This is a genomic window from Rosistilla ulvae (assembly GCF_007741475.1).
In the GTDB taxonomy this organism is placed as follows: domain Bacteria; phylum Planctomycetota; class Planctomycetia; order Pirellulales; family Pirellulaceae; genus Rosistilla; species Rosistilla ulvae.
Genome location: NZ_CP036261.1, coordinates 2,074,854 through 2,097,473 on the forward strand (window position 1 = coordinate 2,074,854; position 22,620 = coordinate 2,097,473).

General features: G+C 58.1%; 23 protein-coding genes. 15 read left to right on the top strand and 8 right to left on the bottom strand.

Annotation, left to right across the window (positions count from 1 at the left end; all coding sequences use genetic code 11):
- Positions 1-27: 27 nt before the first annotated feature.
- Genes rpsF through EC9_RS07515 form a run of 3 tightly spaced genes read right to left on the bottom strand, consistent with a single transcriptional unit; the run spans position 28 to position 1,697 of the window.
- The gene (rpsF, locus tag EC9_RS07505) at positions 28-432 is read right to left on the bottom strand and encodes a 30S ribosomal protein S6 (RefSeq protein WP_145343724.1); all 405 of its coding nucleotides are present in this window, start codon (positions 430-432) and stop codon (positions 28-30) included.
- 41 nt (positions 433-473) lie between these two features.
- Positions 474-1,052 (bottom strand): aminoacyl-tRNA hydrolase, encoded by a 579-nt coding sequence (gene pth / locus EC9_RS07510; protein ID WP_145343726.1) that lies wholly within the window; start codon positions 1,050-1,052, stop codon positions 474-476.
- Between the two features lie 24 nt (positions 1,053-1,076).
- Positions 1,077-1,697, bottom strand: a complete 621-nt coding sequence (locus tag EC9_RS07515; RefSeq protein WP_145343728.1) for a 50S ribosomal protein L25 — start codon at positions 1,695-1,697, stop codon at positions 1,077-1,079.
- Between the two features lie 276 nt (positions 1,698-1,973).
- Between EC9_RS07515 and EC9_RS07520 the strand changes: the two genes are divergently transcribed.
- Positions 1,974-2,306, top strand: a complete 333-nt coding sequence (locus EC9_RS07520) for a co-chaperone GroES (protein ID WP_145343730.1) — start codon at positions 1,974-1,976, stop codon at positions 2,304-2,306.
- Positions 2,307-2,407: 101 nt separating this feature from the next.
- On the opposite strand, the gene EC9_RS07525 is transcribed toward EC9_RS07520, so the two are convergent.
- Positions 2,408-2,908, bottom strand: a complete 501-nt coding sequence (locus tag EC9_RS07525; RefSeq protein WP_145343732.1) for an ATP-dependent metallopeptidase FtsH/Yme1/Tma family protein — start codon at positions 2,906-2,908, stop codon at positions 2,408-2,410.
- Between the two features lie 16 nt (positions 2,909-2,924).
- The gene (locus tag EC9_RS07530) at positions 2,925-3,491 is read right to left on the bottom strand and encodes a sigma-70 family RNA polymerase sigma factor (protein WP_145343734.1); all 567 of its coding nucleotides are present in this window, start codon (positions 3,489-3,491) and stop codon (positions 2,925-2,927) included.
- A gap of 178 nt (positions 3,492-3,669) precedes the next feature.
- Between EC9_RS07530 and EC9_RS07535 the strand changes: the two genes are divergently transcribed.
- From EC9_RS07535 to EC9_RS07580, 10 genes are all read left to right on the top strand, one after another.
- A complete protein-coding gene (locus tag EC9_RS07535; RefSeq protein WP_218934658.1) occupies positions 3,670-4,407 on the top strand; it encodes a sugar transferase in 738 nt (245 codons plus the stop codon).
- A gap of 72 nt (positions 4,408-4,479) precedes the next feature.
- Positions 4,480-5,514 (top strand): Gfo/Idh/MocA family protein, encoded by a 1,035-nt coding sequence (locus EC9_RS07540; protein WP_145343738.1) that lies wholly within the window; start codon positions 4,480-4,482, stop codon positions 5,512-5,514.
- Between the two features lie 55 nt (positions 5,515-5,569).
- Complete coding sequence (locus tag EC9_RS27245; protein WP_145343740.1) at positions 5,570-6,148, top strand: acyltransferase; 579 nt, start codon at positions 5,570-5,572, stop codon at positions 6,146-6,148.
- 71 nt (positions 6,149-6,219) lie between these two features.
- A complete protein-coding gene (locus EC9_RS07550; protein ID WP_145343742.1) occupies positions 6,220-7,353 on the top strand; it encodes a DegT/DnrJ/EryC1/StrS family aminotransferase in 1,134 nt (377 codons plus the stop codon).
- 15 nt (positions 7,354-7,368) lie between these two features.
- Entirely contained in the window at positions 7,369-9,732 is a 2,364-nt protein-coding gene (locus EC9_RS07555) for a GumC family protein (RefSeq protein WP_145343744.1), read from the top strand.
- A 73-nt stretch (positions 9,733-9,805) separates the two neighbouring features.
- Positions 9,806-11,116 carry an O-antigen ligase family protein gene (locus tag EC9_RS07560; RefSeq protein ID WP_145343746.1) on the top strand — a complete coding sequence of 437 codons (1,311 nt, stop codon included), beginning with the start codon at positions 9,806-9,808 and terminating at the stop codon, positions 11,114-11,116.
- Entirely contained in the window at positions 11,113-12,579 is a 1,467-nt protein-coding gene (locus tag EC9_RS07565; protein WP_145283500.1) for a flippase, read from the top strand. The genes EC9_RS07560 and EC9_RS07565 overlap by 4 nt, the downstream gene beginning before the upstream one ends.
- A 1-nt stretch (position 12,580) precedes the next feature.
- On the top strand, positions 12,581-13,744 hold the full coding sequence (locus tag EC9_RS07570) for a glycosyltransferase family 4 protein (protein ID WP_145343748.1): 1,164 nt from the start codon (positions 12,581-12,583) through the stop codon (positions 13,742-13,744).
- On the top strand, positions 13,731-14,945 hold the full coding sequence (locus EC9_RS07575; protein WP_145343750.1) for a glycosyltransferase family 4 protein: 1,215 nt from the start codon (positions 13,731-13,733) through the stop codon (positions 14,943-14,945). Before EC9_RS07570 ends, EC9_RS07575 begins: the two co-directional genes overlap by 14 nt.
- Before the next feature lie 8 nt (positions 14,946-14,953).
- The gene (locus EC9_RS07580; RefSeq protein WP_145343752.1) at positions 14,954-16,201 is read left to right on the top strand and encodes a glycosyltransferase family 4 protein; all 1,248 of its coding nucleotides are present in this window, start codon (positions 14,954-14,956) and stop codon (positions 16,199-16,201) included.
- A 37-nt stretch (positions 16,202-16,238) separates the two neighbouring features.
- Here EC9_RS07580 and EC9_RS07585 read toward each other — a convergent pair whose 3' ends face one another.
- Entirely contained in the window at positions 16,239-16,436 is a 198-nt protein-coding gene (locus EC9_RS07585) for a DNA gyrase inhibitor YacG (RefSeq protein WP_145093724.1), read from the bottom strand.
- Complete coding sequence (locus EC9_RS07590; protein ID WP_145343754.1) at positions 16,433-17,137, bottom strand: hypothetical protein; 705 nt, start codon at positions 17,135-17,137, stop codon at positions 16,433-16,435. The genes EC9_RS07585 and EC9_RS07590 overlap by 4 nt, the downstream gene beginning before the upstream one ends.
- 188 nt (positions 17,138-17,325) lie before the next feature.
- On the opposite strand from EC9_RS07590, the gene tsaE reads away from it, so the two are divergent.
- Positions 17,326-17,778, top strand: coding sequence for a tRNA (adenosine(37)-N6)-threonylcarbamoyltransferase complex ATPase subunit type 1 TsaE (gene tsaE, locus EC9_RS07595; protein WP_218934659.1), 453 nt, complete (start codon positions 17,326-17,328; stop codon positions 17,776-17,778).
- Between the two features lie 30 nt (positions 17,779-17,808).
- On the opposite strand, the gene EC9_RS07600 is transcribed toward tsaE, so the two are convergent.
- A complete protein-coding gene (locus EC9_RS07600) occupies positions 17,809-19,074 on the bottom strand; it encodes a PQQ-binding-like beta-propeller repeat protein (protein WP_145343758.1) in 1,266 nt (421 codons plus the stop codon).
- A 190-nt stretch (positions 19,075-19,264) separates the two neighbouring features.
- On the opposite strand from EC9_RS07600, the gene ispG reads away from it, so the two are divergent.
- The 3 genes from ispG to EC9_RS07615 all read left to right on the top strand — a co-directional run bounded on the left by ispG (position 19,265) and on the right by EC9_RS07615 (position 22,620).
- Complete coding sequence (gene ispG, locus EC9_RS07605) at positions 19,265-20,407, top strand: (E)-4-hydroxy-3-methylbut-2-enyl-diphosphate synthase (RefSeq protein WP_145343760.1); 1,143 nt, start codon at positions 19,265-19,267, stop codon at positions 20,405-20,407.
- 66 nt (positions 20,408-20,473) lie between these two features.
- Positions 20,474-21,145, top strand: a complete 672-nt coding sequence (locus EC9_RS07610; protein WP_218934660.1) for an SGNH/GDSL hydrolase family protein — start codon at positions 20,474-20,476, stop codon at positions 21,143-21,145.
- 368 nt (positions 21,146-21,513) lie between these two features.
- Positions 21,514-22,620: a hypothetical protein gene (locus tag EC9_RS07615; protein ID WP_218934661.1), complete on the top strand. Its 1,107-nt coding sequence runs from the start codon at positions 21,514-21,516 to the stop codon at positions 22,618-22,620.

Here is a 22,620-nt window from a genome sequence, read left to right on the forward strand (position 1 = left end):
TCGCATTCCGGCTCGAATAAGCTTGGCTTAAGTTGCCGCGACTTCGGTAGCTTCAACGGGTGTCGATTCGTCGTCGCCAGCATCACCGGTGATCGATTCGCCGCGAGCGTGAGCAACCATCGGTTCGACCAGACGCTTGTCCAGTTTCAGCGACATGTGGCGGATGATCGATTCGCTCAATTGGCAAGCGCGGTTCAATTCGGTCAGCTTGGTTCCTTCCATTTCGAAGTAAGCCAACCAATAGGTTCCCTTGAAGTGACCTTCGATCGGGTAGGCGAGCTTTTGCTCTGCCCACAAACGGCTGACAAGAACCTTGCCACCAACCTCTTCGATCATTGTAGCGACGGCTTTGCCGACACCATTTGGATCGCGAGCGTAATGGTTGCTGTCAAGAATGAACAATGTTTCGTAAGTGCTGATGTGGGTGACCACCAAGTTTCTCCTAGGATCTAGCGATATGCGTGTGAGGTTTTTTATTGATTGTCGAGTTCAGTGCCGTTGTAGGCATTCATGCAAAAGGCAACGTCTTGGCTGACAAAATCGTGTGCGGCTTGGGCGGCGCGGTCGGTTGTCCGTTCCACGTCGACCTGTTCGTCGGGGCGAAACTTGCTGAGCACGTAATCGGGGACGTTCCAGCCTGCTGGCGGCGGGCTGATGCCGATTCGCAAACGCGGCACCTGGTCGGTGCCGAGCAAGCGGATGATGTCAGCCAGCCCTTTCTGGCCACCGCTGGAACCTTTTGCTCTGACTCGCAGTTTACCTAGAGCCAAATTAAAGTCATCGCAAATGACCAACACATCGGAGGGATCTATTTTGTAAAAGCCAACCGCTTTGCGGACACTGGTTCCGCTGGCGTTCATGTAAGTGCTCGGGCACAACACAATCGCCTTGGTACCAGCGATTTGACCTTCCGCCAGTTCGCCATCAAATCGATTCTTCGTATCCGAAGCACCGACGAGTTGGGCGAACTTGGCAGCTGCCATGAACCCGATGTTGTGCCTTGTTTGGGCATACCGGATACCGGGGTTTCCCAGTCCGACGATCAACTTCATGGCAATTTTGACAAATCCTACTCGTTATTCGTCTTCTTCTTTCTTCGCACCAATGACTTCTGGTTCCGTGGAGGCTTCTCCCTCTTCGGAATCGCTCGCCTTCTCGGCCGTAGGTGCGTTCATTTGAACGATCACCGTCGTTGCATCGGTAACCAATTCTGCCCCTTCGGGCAACTCGATGTCCGCTGCCGTTTTCGACTGGCCGACATCGAGATCGTTAATGTTCAGTTCGACAAATTCAGGAATCTTGACGGCGGGGACGTTGATTTCCACCGAGTGCAAGATTTCATTCAACGCGCCGTGATGATTCAAGCCGATGGCAACGCCATGCAACTTGATCGGTACGGTCAGCGAAACTTTTTCGGTCAAAGAGACTCGCAAAAGGTCCATGTGCAGGACTTCGATCCCCAATGGATCCCATTGCACATCTTTAACCAATACATGGTCGTTGGCCGCTCCGGCCAATTGGACATGCTTGCTGTGATGGCGAAGCAGCAATTCGACATCTTTGCGAGGCACTGCGAGGTGCTGGTTCTCGCCACCGTGGCCGTACACGACGGCGGGGATGCGGCCGGCATCACGCAGTTTGCGTGTCGCCGCGGTTCCCATGTTCTCGCGAATCTCAACGTTCAATACGTCGGACATTGACTTTTCCTAATGCTATCCCTGTGATTTGGCTCGACATATCGCTAGCGTCTGCGGGCAGAAACCTGCACTGCGACGGCTTTGATGTGATTTAGAATCGGCCAGTATTGCGTCTTTCCTGATTATTGCAAGCCCAACCGTTGATCTTTAGCTATCCAGAACGGGGAATGTGGCTTGCCGATTCGTATTGTGGCCGTTAAACATGATTCGGAATTACCCAGACAAATATTATCAATCGATCCAGAACGGGCGATTGCGAAAAATTTAGGATCTTTGATGGCGAAAAAGCGAGCGCAACCCTTTGAATACGTCGAACCGATCGGTCCGCGTGTGTTGGTCCGCAAGGATGAACCCAAACGCGAAACCAAAGGTGGTATCGCTCTTCCCGACGCAGCCGAAATTCCAACGATCACGGGGCGGATTGTTACGATCAGCGCAATGGTCGAACAAGACGATGAGATGCCGCTGAGGCAATACGACAAGATTCTGTTCCATCCCAAGGATGCGATCCCGGTCGATTTTGAGTCGGACAACCAGTTGTTCGTCGTTCCGGTCGAGGATGTCGTCGCGGTCTTTCGTCGCAAAGACCCCGATCAGGACGTCGGTTGAGCCGGGAATTGCTGATTCGACGCTGTTGTGGCGTCGTTGCAGCGATTTTCGCCCGCCGACGGCGCAATGACTCTTTTTCGGTTGGGGCGTGCGTCGATCGTTTATTGCCGTGGGCCGCCGCCGACGGCGATCCATTGGTGAACGATTTCCTCAACCTCCGATCCGTCGAGCGTCTCGTGAGCTAGCAAGTTGTCGACCACCGTCGCCAACGCCGCCCAGCAGTCGTCTTGGGCGAGGATTCGATAGGCTCGAGCGGTGATTTGCTCCAGATACGCCAAGCGTTTGCGTAGATCGGGGAACCGCGGGGCCGCCGCTTCCCACGCCAGTTCCCAGTCGGATGTCCATTCGGCGATCAATCCGGGATGATACGGGTCGCCCGTGTGGATCATCTCTGCGGCTGGTCCGGCTAAGGCGACCATCGCAAGTTTTTCGGAGAGCTCGCGTGAATCGAACCGCTCCATCGGCCACTGGATCTGAATGTCAGCGTGCCGTTGCGGGCCATCATCCCAGTCGGGATCGATCGTGACGCTAAGGATCCTCGCTCCGGCGATCATCGCCATCAACGCGTGCCCGGCTTCGTGGTAGGCGGAGACTTCACTCATGGGCCGCAGTTTGCACTTATTCGCAGGCCATGGCAACACGCAGTTTTTCGATCGCCCGCATGTAAAGCTTGCTCGACGCTTTTTCGGAAAGCTCGAGATACGAACTCACCTGTTTGTTGCTGAACGCCTGGAAATGACGCAGTTCGATCACCAAGCGATAGCGATAGGGGAGTCGGCTGAGGGCCCCGCCGAGCCGGCTGTTGGCTTCTTTTTTGGCAAAACACTGGCTCGGTGTCGATTGGTCGCTTCCCACGCCCTGTAAGGCAGCGGCATCGTGTTCGCGCCGCGCATCCCGCTTCTTTGCCAACAGATGATGATGGTTGGTTTCAAACGCTTTCATCTTGGCTAGATAGAACAGCCACTGTCGGACCGGCATCGGTTGTTCGTTGAGATAGCGTTCGACGCGCTTGCTGGCATCGATAAACGTGCTTTGCACGATATCCGAAGCGTCGACCCGGCGGCGAATGCGGACATCCAGATGCCTTTCGATCATCTGTTTGATCTCGGGCCTCAGCTCACTGAACATCCGTACGATCGCGATCGTTTCGCGTTCTAACGTTCGATCCGAAAATAGCGGTTTCATCGAATGTCCTTGTGGCTTGTCGAAGAAGAAAAATTCTAAAAATGAATGGCGACAAAGTTCCCCGTTCAACGGACTAACCTTATATCCAGCTTGAACAGGCGTACCGTATGTTCAAGCGAATTCCGGCTCAGCCGAAAATTTTTGAGCCATCGAAGCAATGTTTGCCCCACAAGAATCAATGCGAAGTGAAGAGAGCTGTCTGTTGGAACAACCTCTGCAAACGGCGGAAGGCACGCTGACGCGGCGAAATCGTCGCGGCGGATCGTTTGCCGGCAGTCGAATTGCGGAGTCGATTCCGTTGCCCGAATGCCTCGGTACGCCATGGTGGAAACGCGGTTGCGATATCGTTGGGGCTTCGCTTTTGCTCTGCCTTTTGCTCCCTTTTCTCGTCGCCATTGCATGCTACATCCGGATCGTCTCGAAGGGACCCGCCCTCTTTTTTCAACGCCGCGTCGGTGAGGGGGGCAAACATTTCAACATCATCAAATTCCGCACGATGGATGTTCGCCCCGAAGCGACAGCCGAACACCGAGTCTACGTGGAACGGCTGACCTCGCAAGACGCTCCGATCGAAAAGCCTGATCATACGAACAGGATCATTCCCGGAGGCAACTTCCTGCGACGTAATTCGATCGACGAATTCCCCCAGTTATTGAACGTCCTGATGGGGACGATGAGCTTGGTCGGCCCGCGCCCCGACCTGCTGGAAATCGAAGACTACCAACCCTGGCAACTGCGACGATTCGAAGTCCTGCCGGGGATGACGGGGCTTTGGCAGGTGAGCGGAAAAAACCGGCTGACGTTCCGTGAGATGATTCAATTGGACATCCAATACGTCGAAGCGCGTTCGTTTGCGTTGGATCTGCGAATCCTCTTAAAGACCTTTTCGGTCGTCGTCCAGCAGGACAACGATTGATCTAGGGCTGCCCGCGTGTGTGCGCCCACTGTTTGACTGCCTGAACTGAATAAACACCAAGAGCTTACTTCTATGATTCGTGTTGGTATCGTTGGCCTCGGCTATTGGGGGCCAAATCTGGTCCGTTGTTTCTCGGACATCGAAGGGGCCAAAGTGACGGCCGTCTGCGACCAAAGTCGCGACAACTTGTGCCGCATCACCGATCACTTCCGCGGCGTCACCCCGTTTGAGAGCTTCCAAGAGATGCTCGATCGCGATGTGATCGATGCCGTCGTGATCGCGACCCCCACGGCAACTCACTTTCGATTGGCCAGCGACGCCCTCAAGCACGGCTTGCACGTATTTGTCGAGAAGCCGTTGGCGAAGACCTCCGAAGAGTGTCGCAAGTTGATCGATCTGGCTGAACAACACAACCGCACGCTGTTTGTTGGGCATGTCTTCCTGCACAGCGCCCCGGTCATGAAGCTCCGCGAAATCATCGCCTCTGGCGAACTGGGGAACATCAATTACATCAGCAGCCGCCGGTTGAACCTGGGCCCCGTCCGCACCGACGTCAGCGCCCTGTACGACCTCGCGCCGCACGATATTTCGATGATGCTGTACCTGTTGGATCAGCAACCCGAAACCGTCACCTGCAGCGGATTCGATCGGCTCAACCCGGGGATTCACGACGTTTGCAATGTCTCGATGAAGTTCGCTGGCAATCGAATGGGAATGATCCACGTCAGCTGGTTGGACCCGCGCAAGGAGCGTGTCTTGACTGTCGTTGGCGACAAAAAGATGGCGATCTACGACGACCTGGAACAGGAGAAGATCAAGATCTTCGATAAGGGAATCGATGCGCCGCCGCCGGCCAGTGGTGACTTCGCCGATTTCCAGATGTCCTACCGCTACGGCGGCAGTTACAGCCCGTTTGTTCAAGAACGCGAACCGCTGAAAGCCGAGTGCGCCGATTTCATTCGTTGCATCGTCGACGACGCGGTGCCACTGACCGATGGCGTCAACGGCTTGCAAGTCGTCGAGGTTCTCGAAGCGGCTCACCATTCGTTGCATCAGGGGGGCCAACCGGTCGATCTGGTCGCTGCCCGCTCGCTTGCGACTTCTTAATCGACGATCTTGGTGTTGTATCGACTCCTCCTAACTTCATCGGAAAAGTGATCTCATGCACCACGCCACTGCAATCGTTGAAACCGACACCATCGGCCCTGAAACCAATGTTTGGGCCTATGCCCATGTGATGCCCGGCGCTATCGTCGGAAACCGAGTTAACATCGGTGATCATGCGTTCGTCGAAGGGGGCGCGGTTATTGGTGACAACGTCACGCTTAAGAACAGCGTTTGTGTCTGGGAAGGGATCACAATCGAAGACGATTGTTTTATCGGCCCAGCGGTCACGTTCACCAACGATCGCAACCCTCGCTCGCCACGCATGGACGCCGCCGCCGCGCGTTACGCCCAAGGGAAGTCGTGGTTGGTCAAGACCGTTGTCCGCCGCGGTTGTTCGATTGGCGCGGCGTCGACGATTTGCCCCGGATTGGACCTGGGAACCTTTGCGATGATCGCCGCTGGCAGCGTGGTCACTCGCGATGTTCCCGCGTTTGCGTTGGTGATGGGATCGCCCGCCCGACGCGTCGCCGATGTCTGCAGTTGCGGTCAGCGCTTGCCTGGCAAGTTCGACGATTGCGATTGCGAAGCCTGTGGCGAAACGGCAACCCAACGCGTCCAACGCGGCTTCAAATAGTACCGACAGTTGGCTGGTCCAAACCAACAGCAACCAAATCCATTCCTCGTCTCCAAGATGCACACAACAACATGATCCGCCAACTCGATACCGATCTCGAAATCAGCTCGATCCCGCTCGTCGATCTGGCCACCCAATCGCGTCAGATCAAAGAAGACGTTTTGCGGCGGATGTCCGACGTGATCGATTCGGCTCGCTACATTCTCGGACAAGAGGTCCAGGAGTTCGAAGAGCAATTCGCCGCCTATTGCGGTGTCGATCATTGCGTCGGTTTGGCTAATGGAACCGATGCCCTGCACATGGCGCTGCGAGCTCTCGACGTCGGCGAAGGTGACGAAGTCATCACCGCCGGCAATTCGTTTGCCGCGACAGCGTTTGCCATCGCCTACTCCGGCGCTCAAGCGGTTTTTGTCGACATCGATCCGGTCGACTTCAACATCGATCCCAATCGGATCGAAGCCGCGATCACGCCGCGGACCAAAGCGATCATCCCCGTCCATTTGTACGGCCAGCCGGCGCAGATGGCTGCGATTCGCGAGATCGCCGACCGGCATGGCTTAAAAATCATCGAAGACGCCGCCCAGGCGCATGGTGCCGAGAGCAACGGTCAACGCTGCGGATCGTTTGGCGACATCGGATGTTTCAGTTTTTATCCCGGCAAAAATCTGGGAGCCTTCGGCGACGCGGGGGCGGCGGTCACCAACGACCCCGAGTTGGCAGAGCGTCTGCGGTTGCTGCGAAACTACGGCCAAAAGGTCAAGAATCGCCACGATTGCTTGGGTTACAACTGCCGCATGGACACGTTGCAGGCCTGCGTGTTGCTGTCGAAAATGCAGCATATCGAGGACTGGACCAACAGCCGCCGGCAGGTTGCGGCTTGGTACGGCGAAGCCCTTGCTAGCACCGATCTGCAGTTGCCGGTCGAGCGCGACGACGCTCGGCACGTCTACCATCTGTACGTCGTTCGGCATCCGCAACGCGACGCGATCATCGAGTCGTTGGCGGCGAAGAAGATCTTCTGCGGAGTCCACTATCCGCATCCGCTGGCGACTGCGACGCCGTTCCAGGATGCCAAATCGTTCCCGGAAGGTTTGCCTGTTTGCACAAGTGCGGCCTCCGCGATTTTGTCGTTGCCGATGTATCCGGAGATGACACAACAGCATGTGGCGGTGGTCGCCAAGGCTTTGGTTGAGTTTGGGTGCTAAACCGGGGACCAACGAATGACTTCAAAGAACCAACGTAACCTGAGCCACGATCCGGCTGTCTTTTTCTCGCACCGCGCGTCGGGAATCGATCAATCGACAGTGATCATGGCGCGTGCCAGCCACGATTCGATCACCGAATCGGCGGCCCATCATGGCGATGGCCGTCACGCCGCCAGTCTGCGTTCGTGTTTGGAGTTGCCGTTTGTCTACAAGCGATTGATCATCGGTTGCCTTGCGGTTGCGATCCTCTTGGGCTGGGCAGCGCTGCTTGTCTGGCCGCGGAAGTATGAATCCGAAGCCAAGTTGATGTTACGGGTCGGCCGCGAGAGCGTTTCGCTGGACCCGACGGCAACGACCAGCCAGACGCTGATGTTGCAGAAGACGCAAGAGGAAGAAGTCGTTTCAGCGCTGGAAATGTTGGGCAGCCGTCAGATCGCCGAAGGCGTGGTCGATGAGCTCGGCGAGTCTTCGATCCTCAATGGCAGCCTGCCCAGCGAAGGCGGCGAGCCGGCCGGTCTAACCGTTGTCGATCGCGTCAAAGGTTTGGTGAGTGGTGCGATCGATCTGGTCGCGACGACGTCCGGTCTTCGCGACGAAATCTCCAACCACGAAGTTGCGGTTCGCCGCGTCCAAGGGGCCGTCGAAATCAAGGCTCAAAAGAAGTCGAACGTGATCTCGGTGCAAGCCTCTGCCAAGACGCCCGAGATGGCTCAAGCATTGGTTCAACAAACCTGCGATACCTATCTGAAACAACATCTACTGAATTCGCAAACCGCCGGATCGCATGACTTCTTCGTGCAACAAGTCGATGCCGCGGAAGCTCATTTGAATGCGTTGACCGATCGCAAATCGGACTACATGAAAAAGCGTGGCATCGTTTCGGTTGAAGCGAACCGTGCGTTGTTGCAAGAACAATTGGCGACCTGCGAACGCGAGCTGCTGATGGCCACTGGTTCGCTGGAACAGGTGAACGCCGAAATGGCCGATCTTCGCCGCAAGATCGCTGACACCGACGAAGAGATCATCGCCGAACGTAAGGAAGGTTCCGATAGCACCTGGAGCGGCATGCGTCAGCAGGTCTACGAACTGGAACTGCAAGAGAAAAGCCTGGCGGCCAAATACACGCCGCAGCATCGGCGGTTGATCGAAACTCGCGAACAATTGGACGGGGCGCGGATGATCATGGCGAAGCTGCGCAGCGAACGAGTCGACCACAGCATGACTCCCAACCCGATGAAGCGTCGTATGGAAGACGATCTGCAGCGGTCGCAAACTCAGGTCGTCGGATTGCAGAGCGTCGTGCTGGAGAAAGAACGCCAGCGGGTCCAGTTGGCGCAACAGGTTCGCGAACTGCACGACTGGGAAATCGAACTGACACAAATGGATCGCGACATCGAATCCTCCGCCGCCAGCCTGAAGAAGCTGGTCGAAAAACTGGAGGAGGCTCGCGTGATCGAAGAACTGCGCAACCAACAGATCTCCAACGTGAGCGTCTTTCAGCCGGCGACGTTTGTCGAACGTCCCGCCAGCCCCAACAAACGGATCCTCGCCGCGGGCTTTGTGATGTTGGGATTGTGCAGCGGGGTGGGACTGGCGTTCCTGCGTGAAATCGGCAGCGACACGATGCGGACCGCCGAACATGTCGAATCGAGCTTGCGATATCCCGTGCTGACAAAAATCCCGCACCAACCGCGATTGGAACTGGGCAATTCGATCCGCCGACTCGACGATGCAGGCGATATCCGCACGCGTTGTCGATCGATCATCGGGGACCTGATGCTCTCGCGTGCGCAACCGATTGGTGAGCCGCCGCGAGGTCGATCGCTGGGCGTGATCGGGATCGAGCCAGGTTGTGGAGCGAGCACGTTGGCCGCGGCGTTGGCGATGGTCAGCAGCGACGACTGCGGACTGAAAACAATATTGATCGATGCCGATGGACGAACCCGTTCGGTTTCGAAGGCCTTCGGTTTGCAGAACGCTCCCGGGCTGTTGGAGCTCTCTGCGGGGGACGCCGCCGTCGAACAGTGCGTCCAGCAACTGTCCGACAGCAAGCTGGCGCTGTTGCCTTACGCATCGCCGTCGGCAAACGCATCGGACGCGGATTCCGTCGATCGCCACGATCCGCGACAGACGATCGAAGCGTTCCAACAAGCCAACGATCTTGTGATCATCGACTTCCCGCCAGCGTCGCTCCCCGACCAAGCCTTGTCGCTCGCCCAGACGTTGGATTACGTCGTGGTCGTGGTCGAATCGGAAAAGACCAAAGTTGCCCAAGCCCAGCGGTTCTTGAATCGCTTTGCCGGTAGCGATACCGAAGTGATTGGTATCGTTCTCAACAAGACGCGGAACTATGCTCCGGCGATGTTCTCGGGCGCGTAACCCTATCTGCGATGAAGTCGATTCGGGCTTCCGCCAAACTTATCAACCGACGCTTCGGCGGATCTAGCGATTCATGTCTCTTGCACTCAACTCATCCGCAACCGCACGGCGACCATCGTTCGACCGCTTGCTGATGTTTTGGGTTCCCGTGATCGTGCTGGCGGTGCTGGTGATCCGCAACGATGCTCGCATGGCGTACGCTCAATCGGCCAACGGTGCCGCGGTCGAAGCGGCTGATCTGGCGGAAAACGCCGGCACCGGAACACGCGAACGCCAGTTGTTGTTCCTCGCCTTGGGAGCGACCGGCGGGATGTTGTTGTGGCGCGATCAAAGGACCAACCGACGGCCGATCTATTGGCCGATCATGCTGCTGTTGGGGCTGTTGTTCGCCTACGGTTGCTGTTCGGTCGTCTGGTCCGATTCGCCCTTCTTAACCGTCAAACGGATGATCGTGTTGGGCTGTCTTGCGCTCGGCGCGGTTGGAATCGGCAAGGTCTGGAGCACCCGCGATTTCTGTCTGGCTCTGATCGGTTGGACGCTGTTGTTTGTCGTGCTCAGCGTCGCCGCCGAACTCGCCAACGGCGTCTTCTTGCGAGGCGGAGACTACCGATTTTCAGGAGTCTTTCATCCGAACAAACAGGTCTTCTTCTGTGCGTTTCTGTTCCTGTGCAGTTCATGCATGTATCAAAGCGAACGGAAGCGGGTCTATCTGGCGATCGCGATCTTCGCTCTGATCGCGGTCATATTAACGAAGTCGCGAACCGGTACCGCCGCCTGCCTGTTGGCGGGAGCTTGGTTGTGGTGGAGCTATCTGCCGCGGAACTGGATCGTCAACCTGGCTGTCGCCGGATCGATCTTGTTCAGCATCGGACTGATCGGGCTCGGGGCGAGTGGCGAAGAGGTCTCGTTGCTTTCGGCGGCGCGGATGGGACGCGAGGATGAACTCTCCGATCCGACCAAGTTGACAGGCCGATTGCCGATTTGGACCGAGACCCTTTCCGCCTTCATCAACCAGCCGTTGTTAGGCTTTGGATACGGCGCGTTTTGGTCGCCTGAGCGGATTCGATATTTCGAATCGCAGAACGGTTGGGCGTTCAGCCATGCCCATTCGATCTACATCGAATCGGCAGTCAATTGGGGACTGTTGGGCGTCTTTATCATGCTGATGATCGTTGTCGCCACGGTGCGACGCGCGAAATACCTGCTGCGAACCCACGAACGGATGGCCGGTCGTTGGATGATCGCGCTTTTGATCCTCGCCGCGATCGCGGGGCTCGCCGAATCGGCGTTTGTCGCCGACGGATTTGAAGCGATCGTGTTGTGTGCCAGTATTGGATTGGTCGCCTGCCATGGTCCAGTTCCTCCCGCCAGGGGAATGCGATGACAACGATGGGCAAGATCCGCCGCAATGCGGTCGCAATTTTCACGGGCGATCTGGTCAACAAGGCGAGCACGTTTGCTGTCTATGCGATGCTGTCGCGGTACACCAGTCTCGAGTCCTTCGGGCTGCTGCAGTTCGGCTTGCTGGTCCTGTATACCTTTAATGTCTTCGCCGCCGCGGGGCTGCCAACTCTGCTGACCCGCCGCGTCGCGCGGCACGCCAATCGGTCGCGGCATCTGCTGTACCATGGCTACGCCGGCGCCCTGGCCTCTTCGCTTCTGGCGATGCTGGGAATGATCCTGTTTGCCTTTGTGATGCGGTACGACGCCGAGATGCGGTGGGTGCTGTGTCTGCTGTCGATCGCGATCGTTCCCTATGCGTTGACCTTGGTCGCCGAAGCGGTGATCCGCGGCCGCGAGCGGATGCATTTGATCGCCCTGGCGAATCTGCCCGGCAACGCTTTGCTAGTCGGCGGCGCGTTTGCGGTGCTGTCGCAGGGCTACAGCATCTATTGGTTGGCCGCCGTGGTGATCACCGCTCGAACCGCGACGTTTCTGCTGACACATGCGATGGCGTCGTACTGCTGTCAGCATTCGCTGGCGGTCCCTGGCGTCGGGTTCCGCGTCGGCATGAAACAACTGAAACACTCGCTTGTCTTTTTCGGCAACGACGGCGTCAACGCGATCTGGTCGGCGCTGGACCAAGTGATGCTGTCGAAGTTTGCCAGCGAGCGAGAGATCGGTCTGCTCGGTTCTTCGTATCAAATCCTGCAACCGATTCTGATGGTCTACCGTGCCGTTGGGACCAGTGCGTTCCCGACCTTGTGCTACACCGCGTCGCGCGATGCGATTGCCGAGATGGTTCAGTCGCTGATCGGGTTGCTGTGGCGATTGAGTACGCCGGCGGCGATCGGGCTGTTCCTGTTGGCCGACGAAATCCTCGTGTTTGCGTACGGCAATGAAGAGTTCCGCGCCGCCGCGGTCGTGATCCGAATCCTTGTCTTCACGCTCTTCCTGGATCCGGTGACTCCGTTGTTGGGTCACGCGTTGTGGGCGACTAAAAACGAGGCAGTGGTGCTGCGGATCGTGTTGGTCAACCTGATGGCGAACGTTGTCGTCGGATGCCTGTTGATCAGCCAATTTGGTTTGATCGGAGCCGCGGTGACTTACGTGAGCATCAATTTCTTCAACGTTTTACAACACAAATACTACTTCCGTCGCGAGATCGCTCCATTGGCCTTGGGCCGAGAATGGCTGCGTGGTCTCCCCGCGACCCTCTGCCTGTTGGCGGTCGTTGCCTGTTTTGTGCAATGGGATGCGGTGCGTGCTGGACAGCACCACTGGATCAGCCTCGGGCAGGCAATCATCGCGCTGACTCTGGGAATGATCGTCTACGTGCCGCTTGCCTTTCCCGGGCTGTGTTCGCACGGCGTTCGCATGGTGACTGGAAAATTGGAAAAGGCATAAGATGCGAATCGCTTGGATATCATACGGGTTCGAAGAGCTGTGCGTGCAGAACGTCAATGCGCTCGCCGAAGAGCACGAGGTGCTGTTGGTGATGCCGCACCCGCAGCCAGGGGAAACGCAATACGCGATCTCCGACCGTGTGCAGCACTTCGGTTTTGACGAGCCACGGTTGCGTCAGCCGCTGCGGCAGCTGAGCTGTGTCGCGGCGATCCGTCGCCAGATCGATGCCTTCAAACCGGACGTGGTCCATTTCCAACAGGGACACATGTGGTTCAACACTGCCTTGCGATCGCTGAAACGCTATCCGTTGGTGGCGACGATCCACGACCCGCGGCACCACGCCGGCGACATGTCGTCGCGGAAGACGCCGCAGTGGGTGATGGATTACGGATTTCGCAAAGCCGATCATGTGATCGTGCATGGGGAGGCGTTGGCCGCTCAAGTGCAGCAGTTATTCGGTTTCGCCAGCGATCGCGTGCACGTCGTCGCTCATGTCGCGATGGGCCAAGTTGAAGGCGCGACCGACGTCGCCGAAGAGCCTCACAATGTGTTGTTCTTCGGGAGGATCTGGGACTACAAGGGCTTGGAATATCTGATTGCGGCCGAGCCGATGATCGCCGCAGAAGTCCCCGATGCGAAGATCGTAATCGCGGGGCGAGGCGACGATTTTTCGCGGTACCAGAAACTGATCGGTGATTCGCCGCGGTTCGAGATCCACAACCGATGGATCAGCGATCAGCAGCGGGCTGAATTTTTTCAACGCGCCGCCATCGTGGTTCTCCCTTATACCGAAGCGACGCAAAGTGGAGTCGTCCCGGTCGCGCAGATGTATGCCAAACCGGTCGTCGCCACGCGCGTTGGCGCGTTGGCCGAATGCGTGCTCGATCGGCAGACCGGTTTGCTCGTCCCGCCACGCGATCCGCAAGCCTTGGCGGCGGCGATCATTCAACTGTTAAAAGACCCTGCCCAACGGCGGGCCTTGGGAGATGCTGGATTCGATCGCTTGCAAGCCGAAGCCTCGCCCGCGGTTGTCGCGCGGCAGACGGTTGCGGTTTATGAGCAAGCGATCGTCGATCGGCAGCGCGGATCCAAACCTTCGCCGGCGCAAGCGTCCGCAGCGCAGCCAACGCAAACTTTAGGGAGCCCCAGTCATGTCAACCAATAGTGCGATGCATCTGGGAGTCGTGGCGTCGGTCAAACACGGCTTCGAACACTTCGTCCATCGCGAGCTTTCGTTTTTCGAGAGCCGCGGCGCGAAGATCAGCGTCTATCCGACGAAGTTCCAAGCCGGATTGTACGGACCACGCCCGACCTGGAACGTCTATCGATGGGGGCTGATCTCGCTGATGTTTGCGAATCTGGGCACGCTGCTATCGCGGCCGGCCAGCTACCTGCGACTGCTTGCCGAAGCGATCCGTCATCGCGCTGTCGTCGACTTTGTCCTAGCGGTCTATTTCGCTGGCAAGATGCGCGACGTCGATCTGATCTACGCCACTTTCGGCGACCGCAAGTTGTTCATCGCCTACTTCTGCAAACAACTGCTCAACAAGCCGCTGATCTGCACGATCCACGCCTACGAGATCTACGAGAATCCAAACCCGGCGATGTTCGCTCGCGCGGTTGCCGCGTGCGACCAGATCACGACGGTGACCAATTACAACCGCGAGCAGCTGAAGTCGCGATACGGCATCGATCCACAGCGGATCGAGGTCGTGCGACTCTCGATCGATCTGCAGACCTACCGACCGGAGCGGAAGTTTGTCGTCTTGATCGTCGGCTACTTCGCTCAGAAAAAAGGGCACCGCATCCTGTTGGAAGCGCTTCGCAAAATCGACAACTCCGAATTCGAACTCTGGGTCGTCGGCACCGGTCGCGATTCGGCCGACTCGGTCGACGTCAAAGCCCTCGCCGCGGAGATGGGACTGGAATCGCAGGTCGCGTTTTTCAACGGCCTCTCGGGGACCGCACTGCGGGCTGTCTACCACGCTTGCGACGTCTTCTGCCTGCCCAGTCATCACGACGACCACGGCGGGGCGGAAGGTTTTCCGACGGTGATCATCGAAGCGATGGCGTGCGGGAAACCGGTGATCAGCACGCGGCACGTCGAGATTCCGGCGATCGTCGAACAGATCCTGGTCGACGAAAAAGATGTCGATGGCCTGGCGGACGCCTTATTGCAAACGTATCGTTCCGCAGAGCTGCGAGAACAGATGGGAGAACGAAATCGTGAACTTGCTGCGGAACATTTCTCGCATTCGAATGTTAAAAGAACCGAAGCGATGATGCGCGCCGCCTGCGGTCTGCCGCCGCTGGTCGAACCGGAAGCGAGTCCGGTCGAGATGCAACATGAGTCATTGACAACGTGAATAGCCCGATGAAATCCAAGCCCTACCGGATCTTGATGCTGCTCGAAAACGAGAGCGTTCCGGACGACTGCCGCGTGCTGCTGGAAGCCGAAGCGCTGATCGATGCCGGATATGCGGTGACGATCATCTGCCCAACAGGTGGGGTGACGAAGAAGGTCGACCGCATCGGAGAGATCCGCGTCTACCGGTATCCCCAAATGTGGGAGATCGGGGGCGTGCTGGGGTATCTTTTGGAGTACGGTTACAGCCTGGTCGCCGCTTTTGTCCTTTCATGGTTTGTCCTGCTGAGGCATGGTTTCGACGCAGTCCATGTGCACACACCCCCCGATCTAATGGGGTTGGTCGCGATCTTTTTTAAGTTGTTGGGAAAGCGGTTTGTCTTCGATCATCACGATCTGTCGCCGGAGCTGTATCTGGCGCAGAAACCGGGGCGCAGCGAGGGGACCGTTTATCGGGCGTTGCGATTTTTTGAGCGACTGTCGTGTCGCAAAGCCGATCGTTTGATCGCCACCAACGATACGCAGCGCTCGATACAAATCGACCGCTGCGGAGCCGATCCCGAGGACTGTTACATCGTTCGCAACGGCCCCAACGCCTTGTTTTTGAGCGACGTTCAACCGCTCGAATCGATCCGCACGCCGGGCTGTCTCACGATTGGATATGTCGGCGTGATCGGAGTCCAAGATGGCGTCGATTTTATGGTTCGGGCGTTGCACGAAGTGAAGACGAAGCACGGCCGCGACGACTTTCGCGGCGTGATCGTTGGCAGCGGACCGGCGATCGCCGACCTCAAGCGTCTGGCCGCCAAGCTCGATCTGGCGGACAAGATCCTGTTCACGGGAATGATTCCGTTTGCCACCGTCCCGTCGCACATCGCCGCGTTTGACATCTGCCTGACTCCCGATCCCAGCAACGCCTACAACGACAGTTGCACGACGATCAAGACGATGGAATACATGGCGCTGCGAAAGCCGACAGTCTGTTTCCGCACACGCGAGAATCAAATCACCGCCGGCGACGCGGCGGTCTACGCTGACAACAACGACATCCCCGCGTATGCCGATGCGATCGTGCAATTGATGGACGACCCGGCGCTTCGCAAATCGATGGGCCAAACCGCTCGGCAACGGATCGACAACGGTCTGACCTGGCAACATCAAGCTGTTCGCCTGATCGAACTCTACGACAACCTGTTCGATGTCGTTCGCGAACCGAGTGGCTGTGATCCTGCGGCTGCCGTCGCAAGTTTGCCTTAAACCAACGGTTGTCGCCGATTGGCTGTGCCGTGGACAATCACTCTTCGTTGCGATATTCCACTGGCACGTCGCCGGGATCGCCTTCGTGAGGCAAGCCGTGCTCTTCATCCAACCAGCGGCCAAGGTCGACCAATTGGCAGCGTTCGCAGCAGAACGGCGGCGTTTCGGTTTCGTCCATCACAAACCGAGTTTGGCAGGTGGGACAGCTGACCCATTGGGGCGTTTCAGGTGTCATTGCGGGAATCCTCCAAGCGCGTGCAGCAGGGACTGGATGTCTTCGTGAACGCGCGACGTCGCCCGAACGACCATCACGCGGTGCATGCCATAATAATGAACGGCTCCCGGCCCACCTTGAGCGCTCCAAAAATCGGGAGATACCGTCCGCGTGATCAGTTCGATCAACAGAAATCCATTATCGGGACCGGGAGCAAATCCGCCACCGGGCAGACGCGTTTGCTGGCCGTCTGCCGAACCTTCGCCGGGCGAATTCACCGCGGAAGACGGCAGCTCTTCCGGTGTCAGACGCTTCCCCGCCGCAGCCCGCTCGTCCAGCAGCCGCTCCAACTGCTGCAGTTGCTGATCGAAACCGGCCGGTTTTTCGATCCCATTCCTTTTTAGAGCAACTTGAATATCGTAGCGCACGTCCAACAGTCGCCGGCGGGCCCGCGTCGCCAGCCCTTGCAGGACTTCGCTGGTCGGATAGCGTTCGTCGCTCCGCATCGCCGCACACATTTCGCACAGCTGGATCACCGCCGCCGAATGCGCCGCCGTCTCGCGAGTTGTCGCTTCGCGTTTGAGCGCACTGCGCAACTCGAGCGTCCATTTCGACAGGTTCGGCCCCGCATTGGGATCCTCGCCGGCAGAGGCTATCGACGCCCAGGCCGCCACGACAATTGCAATCGCAGCGTTGCATCGACGCGATTTTACGGTAATCATAGTTCCAATCCTTTCCTCGATGCCCCTTTCCATCCTATCGGATCCAGCCCGTCCTGGGACGTTGTCGCCATTGTTTGCCAGTGGCCGCCTCGAACTTTTTTGCTCCCGTTCCAAACGCTTCCCAGTCAAACATTAAGACTACCCGCGGAGTCTCTTCCTCTCCGATGCACAACCATCAACTATGTCGAATGTCGATCCACTCGCTGGACGACACCGATCGTCTGGGGCGAATGCTCGCCCAGCGGTTGCCCGACCGCGCCACGATCGGCTTGGTCGGGACCTTGGGTGCCGGCAAAACGCGTTTAGTGCAGAGCGTCGCCGCGGCGATCGGCGTCCCCGAGGGAACGGCGACCAGCCCGACGTTTACGCTGATCCAGCCCTACCACGCGGCGAACCGGCGGCTCTACCACGTCGACGCCTACCGAGTGAACGATCTCGACGAGTTTCTGGAACTGGGGATCGAAGAGTTGATGGAGGAACCGGGAGCTTGGGTCTTCGTCGAATGGGGCGATCGCGTGGCCGATGTTTTTCCAGACGAGACGCTGTGGTTGCGGATCGAAGTCGCCAGCCCGACGCAGCGCGAGGTGACCTTCTTCGGCGATCCCGCGGTTTGGGAGTCGCTGTTTTCGAACAGCCTTTAACGCCTCAAAGCTTCGCGGCGAGAGTCGCTTCTATTTCATACCGACACAGACGACGCTGCCGCTGGCGCTGCGACAGTAGATCGAACCATTGGCCAGCACCGGCACCGTCCAACACTTGCCCTGGAGCACCTTCAGTTCGGTCAGCGGTTCAAAACCTGTGGTCGATGCACTGCCGAGCAACAATTGCCCCTCGGTCGTTAGCACGATCAAGTGTTCGCGCGTCGCAGTGATCGCTCCGGGGCGAATCGAATCGTCGGCCCAGTGGACTTCGCCACTGGCCCAGTCGATGCATTTGAGCGTTGGCTCCGCCTCCAGATCGCCGTCGACACCATACAACGCGTCGCAGATCCGGACACAGCCATTCATCTGATTTTGCATCAGTTTGTGTTTCCAGACGATCTCTGGATCGTCGTCGGTCAATCGCAGCAGCGCACATCCGCGGTTGTAGCCCGAACAGAGGAAGCTGTGCCCGTCGTGAACGATCGGATCGGCCGCGTTGCAACCAAAGCTGGTCAGCCACCGCTGTTGCCAGATCGCTTCTCCAGTCGCCACATCGACGGCCGAAAAGCTGCGTCCCGAAGGGAACATCGCCAGAGTCTTGCCCTGCCAGTCGAAAATCACGGGCGAAGCGTAACCCGCCTCTTTGTCCCCCGATTGCCAAACCAATTTGCCGTCGGCGAGGTCGACCGCGACACCTGCTTCGCCGACGGTCAGCAGCAACCGATCGCCAAACACTTGCGGCGAGCCTCCGAAACCCCAGCCGGGGATTCGGATATTCGTAGCGTCGACGATCTGCTTCTGCCAGACGACTTTGCCGGTCGCCAAGTCCAAGCAGAAAAGATCTCCCTGACGCGCCAAAACGTAGACTCTCCCTTCGTGGACGGTCGGCGTCGACGTGGGGCCTCCTTCGAAGTCGCGATCATCCAAAGGTGCATCATAAGAATACCGCCAGTTCAACTCTCCCGACTCGGCGTCGAAGCAGAATAGCGTGTCGACCGATTCGGAATTGCCGATCGTCAAAGCGTTGCCATCGGCGACGACGAAGGACGAGAACCCCGTCCCCACCTCGCCGCGCCAACGCACTTGCAGCCCGTCAGCAACTAGCTTTTCCGCGGGCAACGATTCGTGGGAAACGCCGTCGCGGTGAGGCCCTCGCCAGGCCAGCCAATCATCTGCTGCGGCGTCGACCAGACAGAACGGCACCCACAGCAGCGATGCCAGCAACAAGCGAGGGACACGTCGACCGCCGGCCAGGAAACCGGAGCGTTGGTTAGTTTTAGAAAAGCAAATTTTCATCGATGGCGTTGGGAAGGCTGCGAGAATCGGAGGGGCCAAAATTTTCAGTCGGAGGGCTGTGAAGATCGTCAGACCATGATAATCGCTGCCGCTAGCCCGACTGCCCGAGAATCGGATATCGATTAGAATGGTTGGCGGCTGCCCCCGCGGTGGCGATTCATTTCAGCATATCAGAACAGGTTGATTTTTTGTGACTATTCAACGCAATCCAACCCGCCGCGTGCAAATCGGCAGCGTCGTTGTGGGCGACGGCAACCGGATCGCTGTTCAAAGCATGACGGCCACGAAAACGCAGAACGTCGAAGCGACGGCCGCTCAGGCAAACGCATTGCACGCCGCGGGAGCGGATGTTGTGCGAATCGCCGTCGATAGCGAAAAAGATGTCGCCGCGCTGGCGGAGATCCGCAAGCTAACCAAAGCGAATTTGGCCGTCGACCTGCAGGAGAACTTCCGCCTGGCCGAACTCGTCGCCCCCCATGTCGACAAGATCCGCTACAACCCTGGGCATCTCTACCACCACCAAAAGGACAGGCCTTGGCAGGAGAAGGTGGAGTTCATCATCAATCAGGCCAAACGCCACGATTGTGCGATTCGGATCGGTGTCAATTGTGGCAGCGTCGACCCGGAGAAGGCGAACAAATACGATCCCGAGGATTCGATCACGCCGATGCTCGAGAGCGCTTGGGAGCACTGCGAATTCGTAGATTCGTTGGGCTTCGATCGCTACGTCGTTTCGCTCAAGGACAGCGATCCCGATAAGGTCGTCGAGGTGAACCGGCGGTTTGCGGAAAAACGCCCCGACGTGCCGCTGCATCTGGGAGTGACCGAAGCGGGCATGCCCCCCGACGGAATCATCAAGACGCGGATCGCGTTTGAACAATTGATCGGCCACGGGATTGGCGACACCGTTCGCGTTTCGTTGACAGTTCCCAACGATCGCAAGCATGAAGAGATCGAAGCGGGCCGCGGAATCGTCGACGACATCGCGTCGGGACGCGTTCGCAGCGTCGTCGTTTTCGATCGCAATTCGTTGAACATCATCAGCTGTCCCAGCTGCTCGCGAGTCGAAAACGAAGCATTCGTCGATCTAGCCGCTAAGGTCAAAGAGATGACGGCGTACGCCAAAGAACACGCGATCACGATCGCCGTGATGGGCTGCCGCGTAAACGGGCCGGGCGAGACCGACGACGCCGACTTGGGACTTTGGTGCGGTCCGAATCACGTCAATCTGAAACGGGGCCCCGAAGCTTTGGGAGCTTACAAATACGATGAAATCCTGCCGGTATTGAAGCAGGAACTCGACCAATTAATTGCGGCAAACCACGCCGGTTGAGACTATAATCGGGCTCTTTCAAATTCCTTGCCTCATTGAACCCCAGCTGCCCTCGGAGTCTTTCACGTGATCCTCAGTCCTCGCCGAATCGTTGCCCTGGCCATTCTCTTTGTCGTCGCCGGAATTAGCGCCGCCGAAGCGCAGCAAAAAGAGAGTCGCTGGGAGAAGACGATCGCTGGATTCGAAGCGGCCGACGCCAAAAATCCGCCACAACCCGGCGGGATCGTCTTCACCGGCAGCTCCAGCGTGCGGATGTGGGACTTGAAGAAAAGCTTCCCCGACCTGCAGCTGGTGAACCGCGGCTTTGGTGGTTCGGAGATCGCCGATTCGACTGAATTCGCTCCCCGATTCCTGATCCCTCACAAGCCGCGACAGATCGTTTTGTACGCTGGTGACAACGATATCGCCAAAGGGAAAGACGCCGCGGCGGTGATCGAAGATTTCCAACAATTCGTCAACACGATTTCGGCGGCGTTGCCGGAGACGAAGATCGCTTTTTTGGCGATCAAACCGAGCATCAGCCGCTGGAAGTTATGGCCGACGATGAAGGCGGCCAACGAGGGGATCGCGGCGATCTGCGAGGCCAATCCGAAGCTGGATTTCATTGACATTTCGCCCGACATGTTCGGCGACGATGGGAAGCCCGATCCCGCGTTGTTCGCCAAGGATGGACTGCACATGACTCCGGCGGGATACGAGCGCTGGACCGCTAGAGTCCGAAAAACACTTGGCTGGTAAGCGATTCTACGCTTTACTGCTGCAGGGCCTCTTCGGCGATTGCGCTCGGCAGCACCACCACCCTCCCCGTCCGGTTTCTCCATTGGGGGCCGCCCTCGCCGGCGCGATCCGATGCGACCGGGAACTGCCGCCGCAATCCTCGGTCCGCCCGCCTCCCAGGTGTCCGACGACAAGGTTTCACTCACTGGAACAACCATCGTTGGCGAAGTGGAATTTGCCGCGATGCGGTCGAAGAAGCTGATCTCGCTGGTTCCCGCGAGGCTTCGATTTTCCTAGCCTGATTGTGCGGTTGCCGATCGGCTTGAAGAGGTTCCCACGCGACCCAGCAACACGTTAACGACATCCAAACAGGAAGAGCAGAATCAGGTATGGAAAACGCGATCCCGACCAACCAGGACATCGAAACAAGCAGCACCGATACGTCTGCCGAAGCGAATACCACCGATCAGGTGAGTGCAACGGCGACCGAAGTGGTTTCCAGCGACACCGCAAGCGATTCGAGCAGCGACAACGTGAGCTCAAACGAAGTTGCAGCCTCCAGCGAAATGGAAGTCTCCAGCGATGATGATTCCAACGTTGCCGTTGTCACGATGAACGAATCGGATGCGAGCGATGAAGATGTCACCGAGGCAGCTTCGGATGCCGCGGAGGATGATCAGGCGGGGGAACCGGACGTCATCGCGATCTCCAGTTTCGAAGAACTCGATTCGGCGAGCGAACCGTTTGTGGGGCGTTGGCAAAACCTGATCAGCACGACCAACTGGGAAAAGGGACGGATCATCCATGAATGGCGTGAGGCGTTGATCGAATCGGACGCTCCCGCGACTGAATACTCCGACGAAGCGTGGGCGAAGCGCGTCGGCGGCGTTACCAGCCCGCACGTCGGTCGACTGCGACGCGTTCACGAGACCTTCGGTTCGTCGTACGAAACCTATCCCGGTCTGTACTGGAGCCACTTCCTGGCGGCTCTCGATTGGGATGACGCTCCGATGTGGCTCGAAGGGGCGATGCGGAGCGGTTGGTCCGTTTCGGGGATGCGTGAACAGCGTTGGCAATCGATGGGAGCTGTCGACCAGGACCGCCCGCAAGCCGCTGACATCGTCACAGCCGACCCCGATGAAGATGTCGTTCTACCGGCTCAAGGTGGCAGTAACACAAAGTTCGATGACGAATCGGGAGATATCGCGGCCGGACCGGCTCCCGAAGGTCCCGACTTTGGCGACGAGGACGAACAGGATCTGGGCGGCAAGCCGCTGCCGACCGCTGATTTCGAAAAGGGCGAAGACGTCGAAGCCGCTCCCGTCGCTCAGCCGTTTGCCGGCCTGCCCGAACTGCCGCCAGACATGTCCGAAGCGCTTGAGATGTTCAAGTTGGCGATCCTGCGTCACAAGGCGGCTCAGTGGGGCGACGTCTCGCAGGAGACGGTGCTGAAGGTGATCAGCGGCTTGCAAGCTCTGGCGACAAACGAAGTCTAG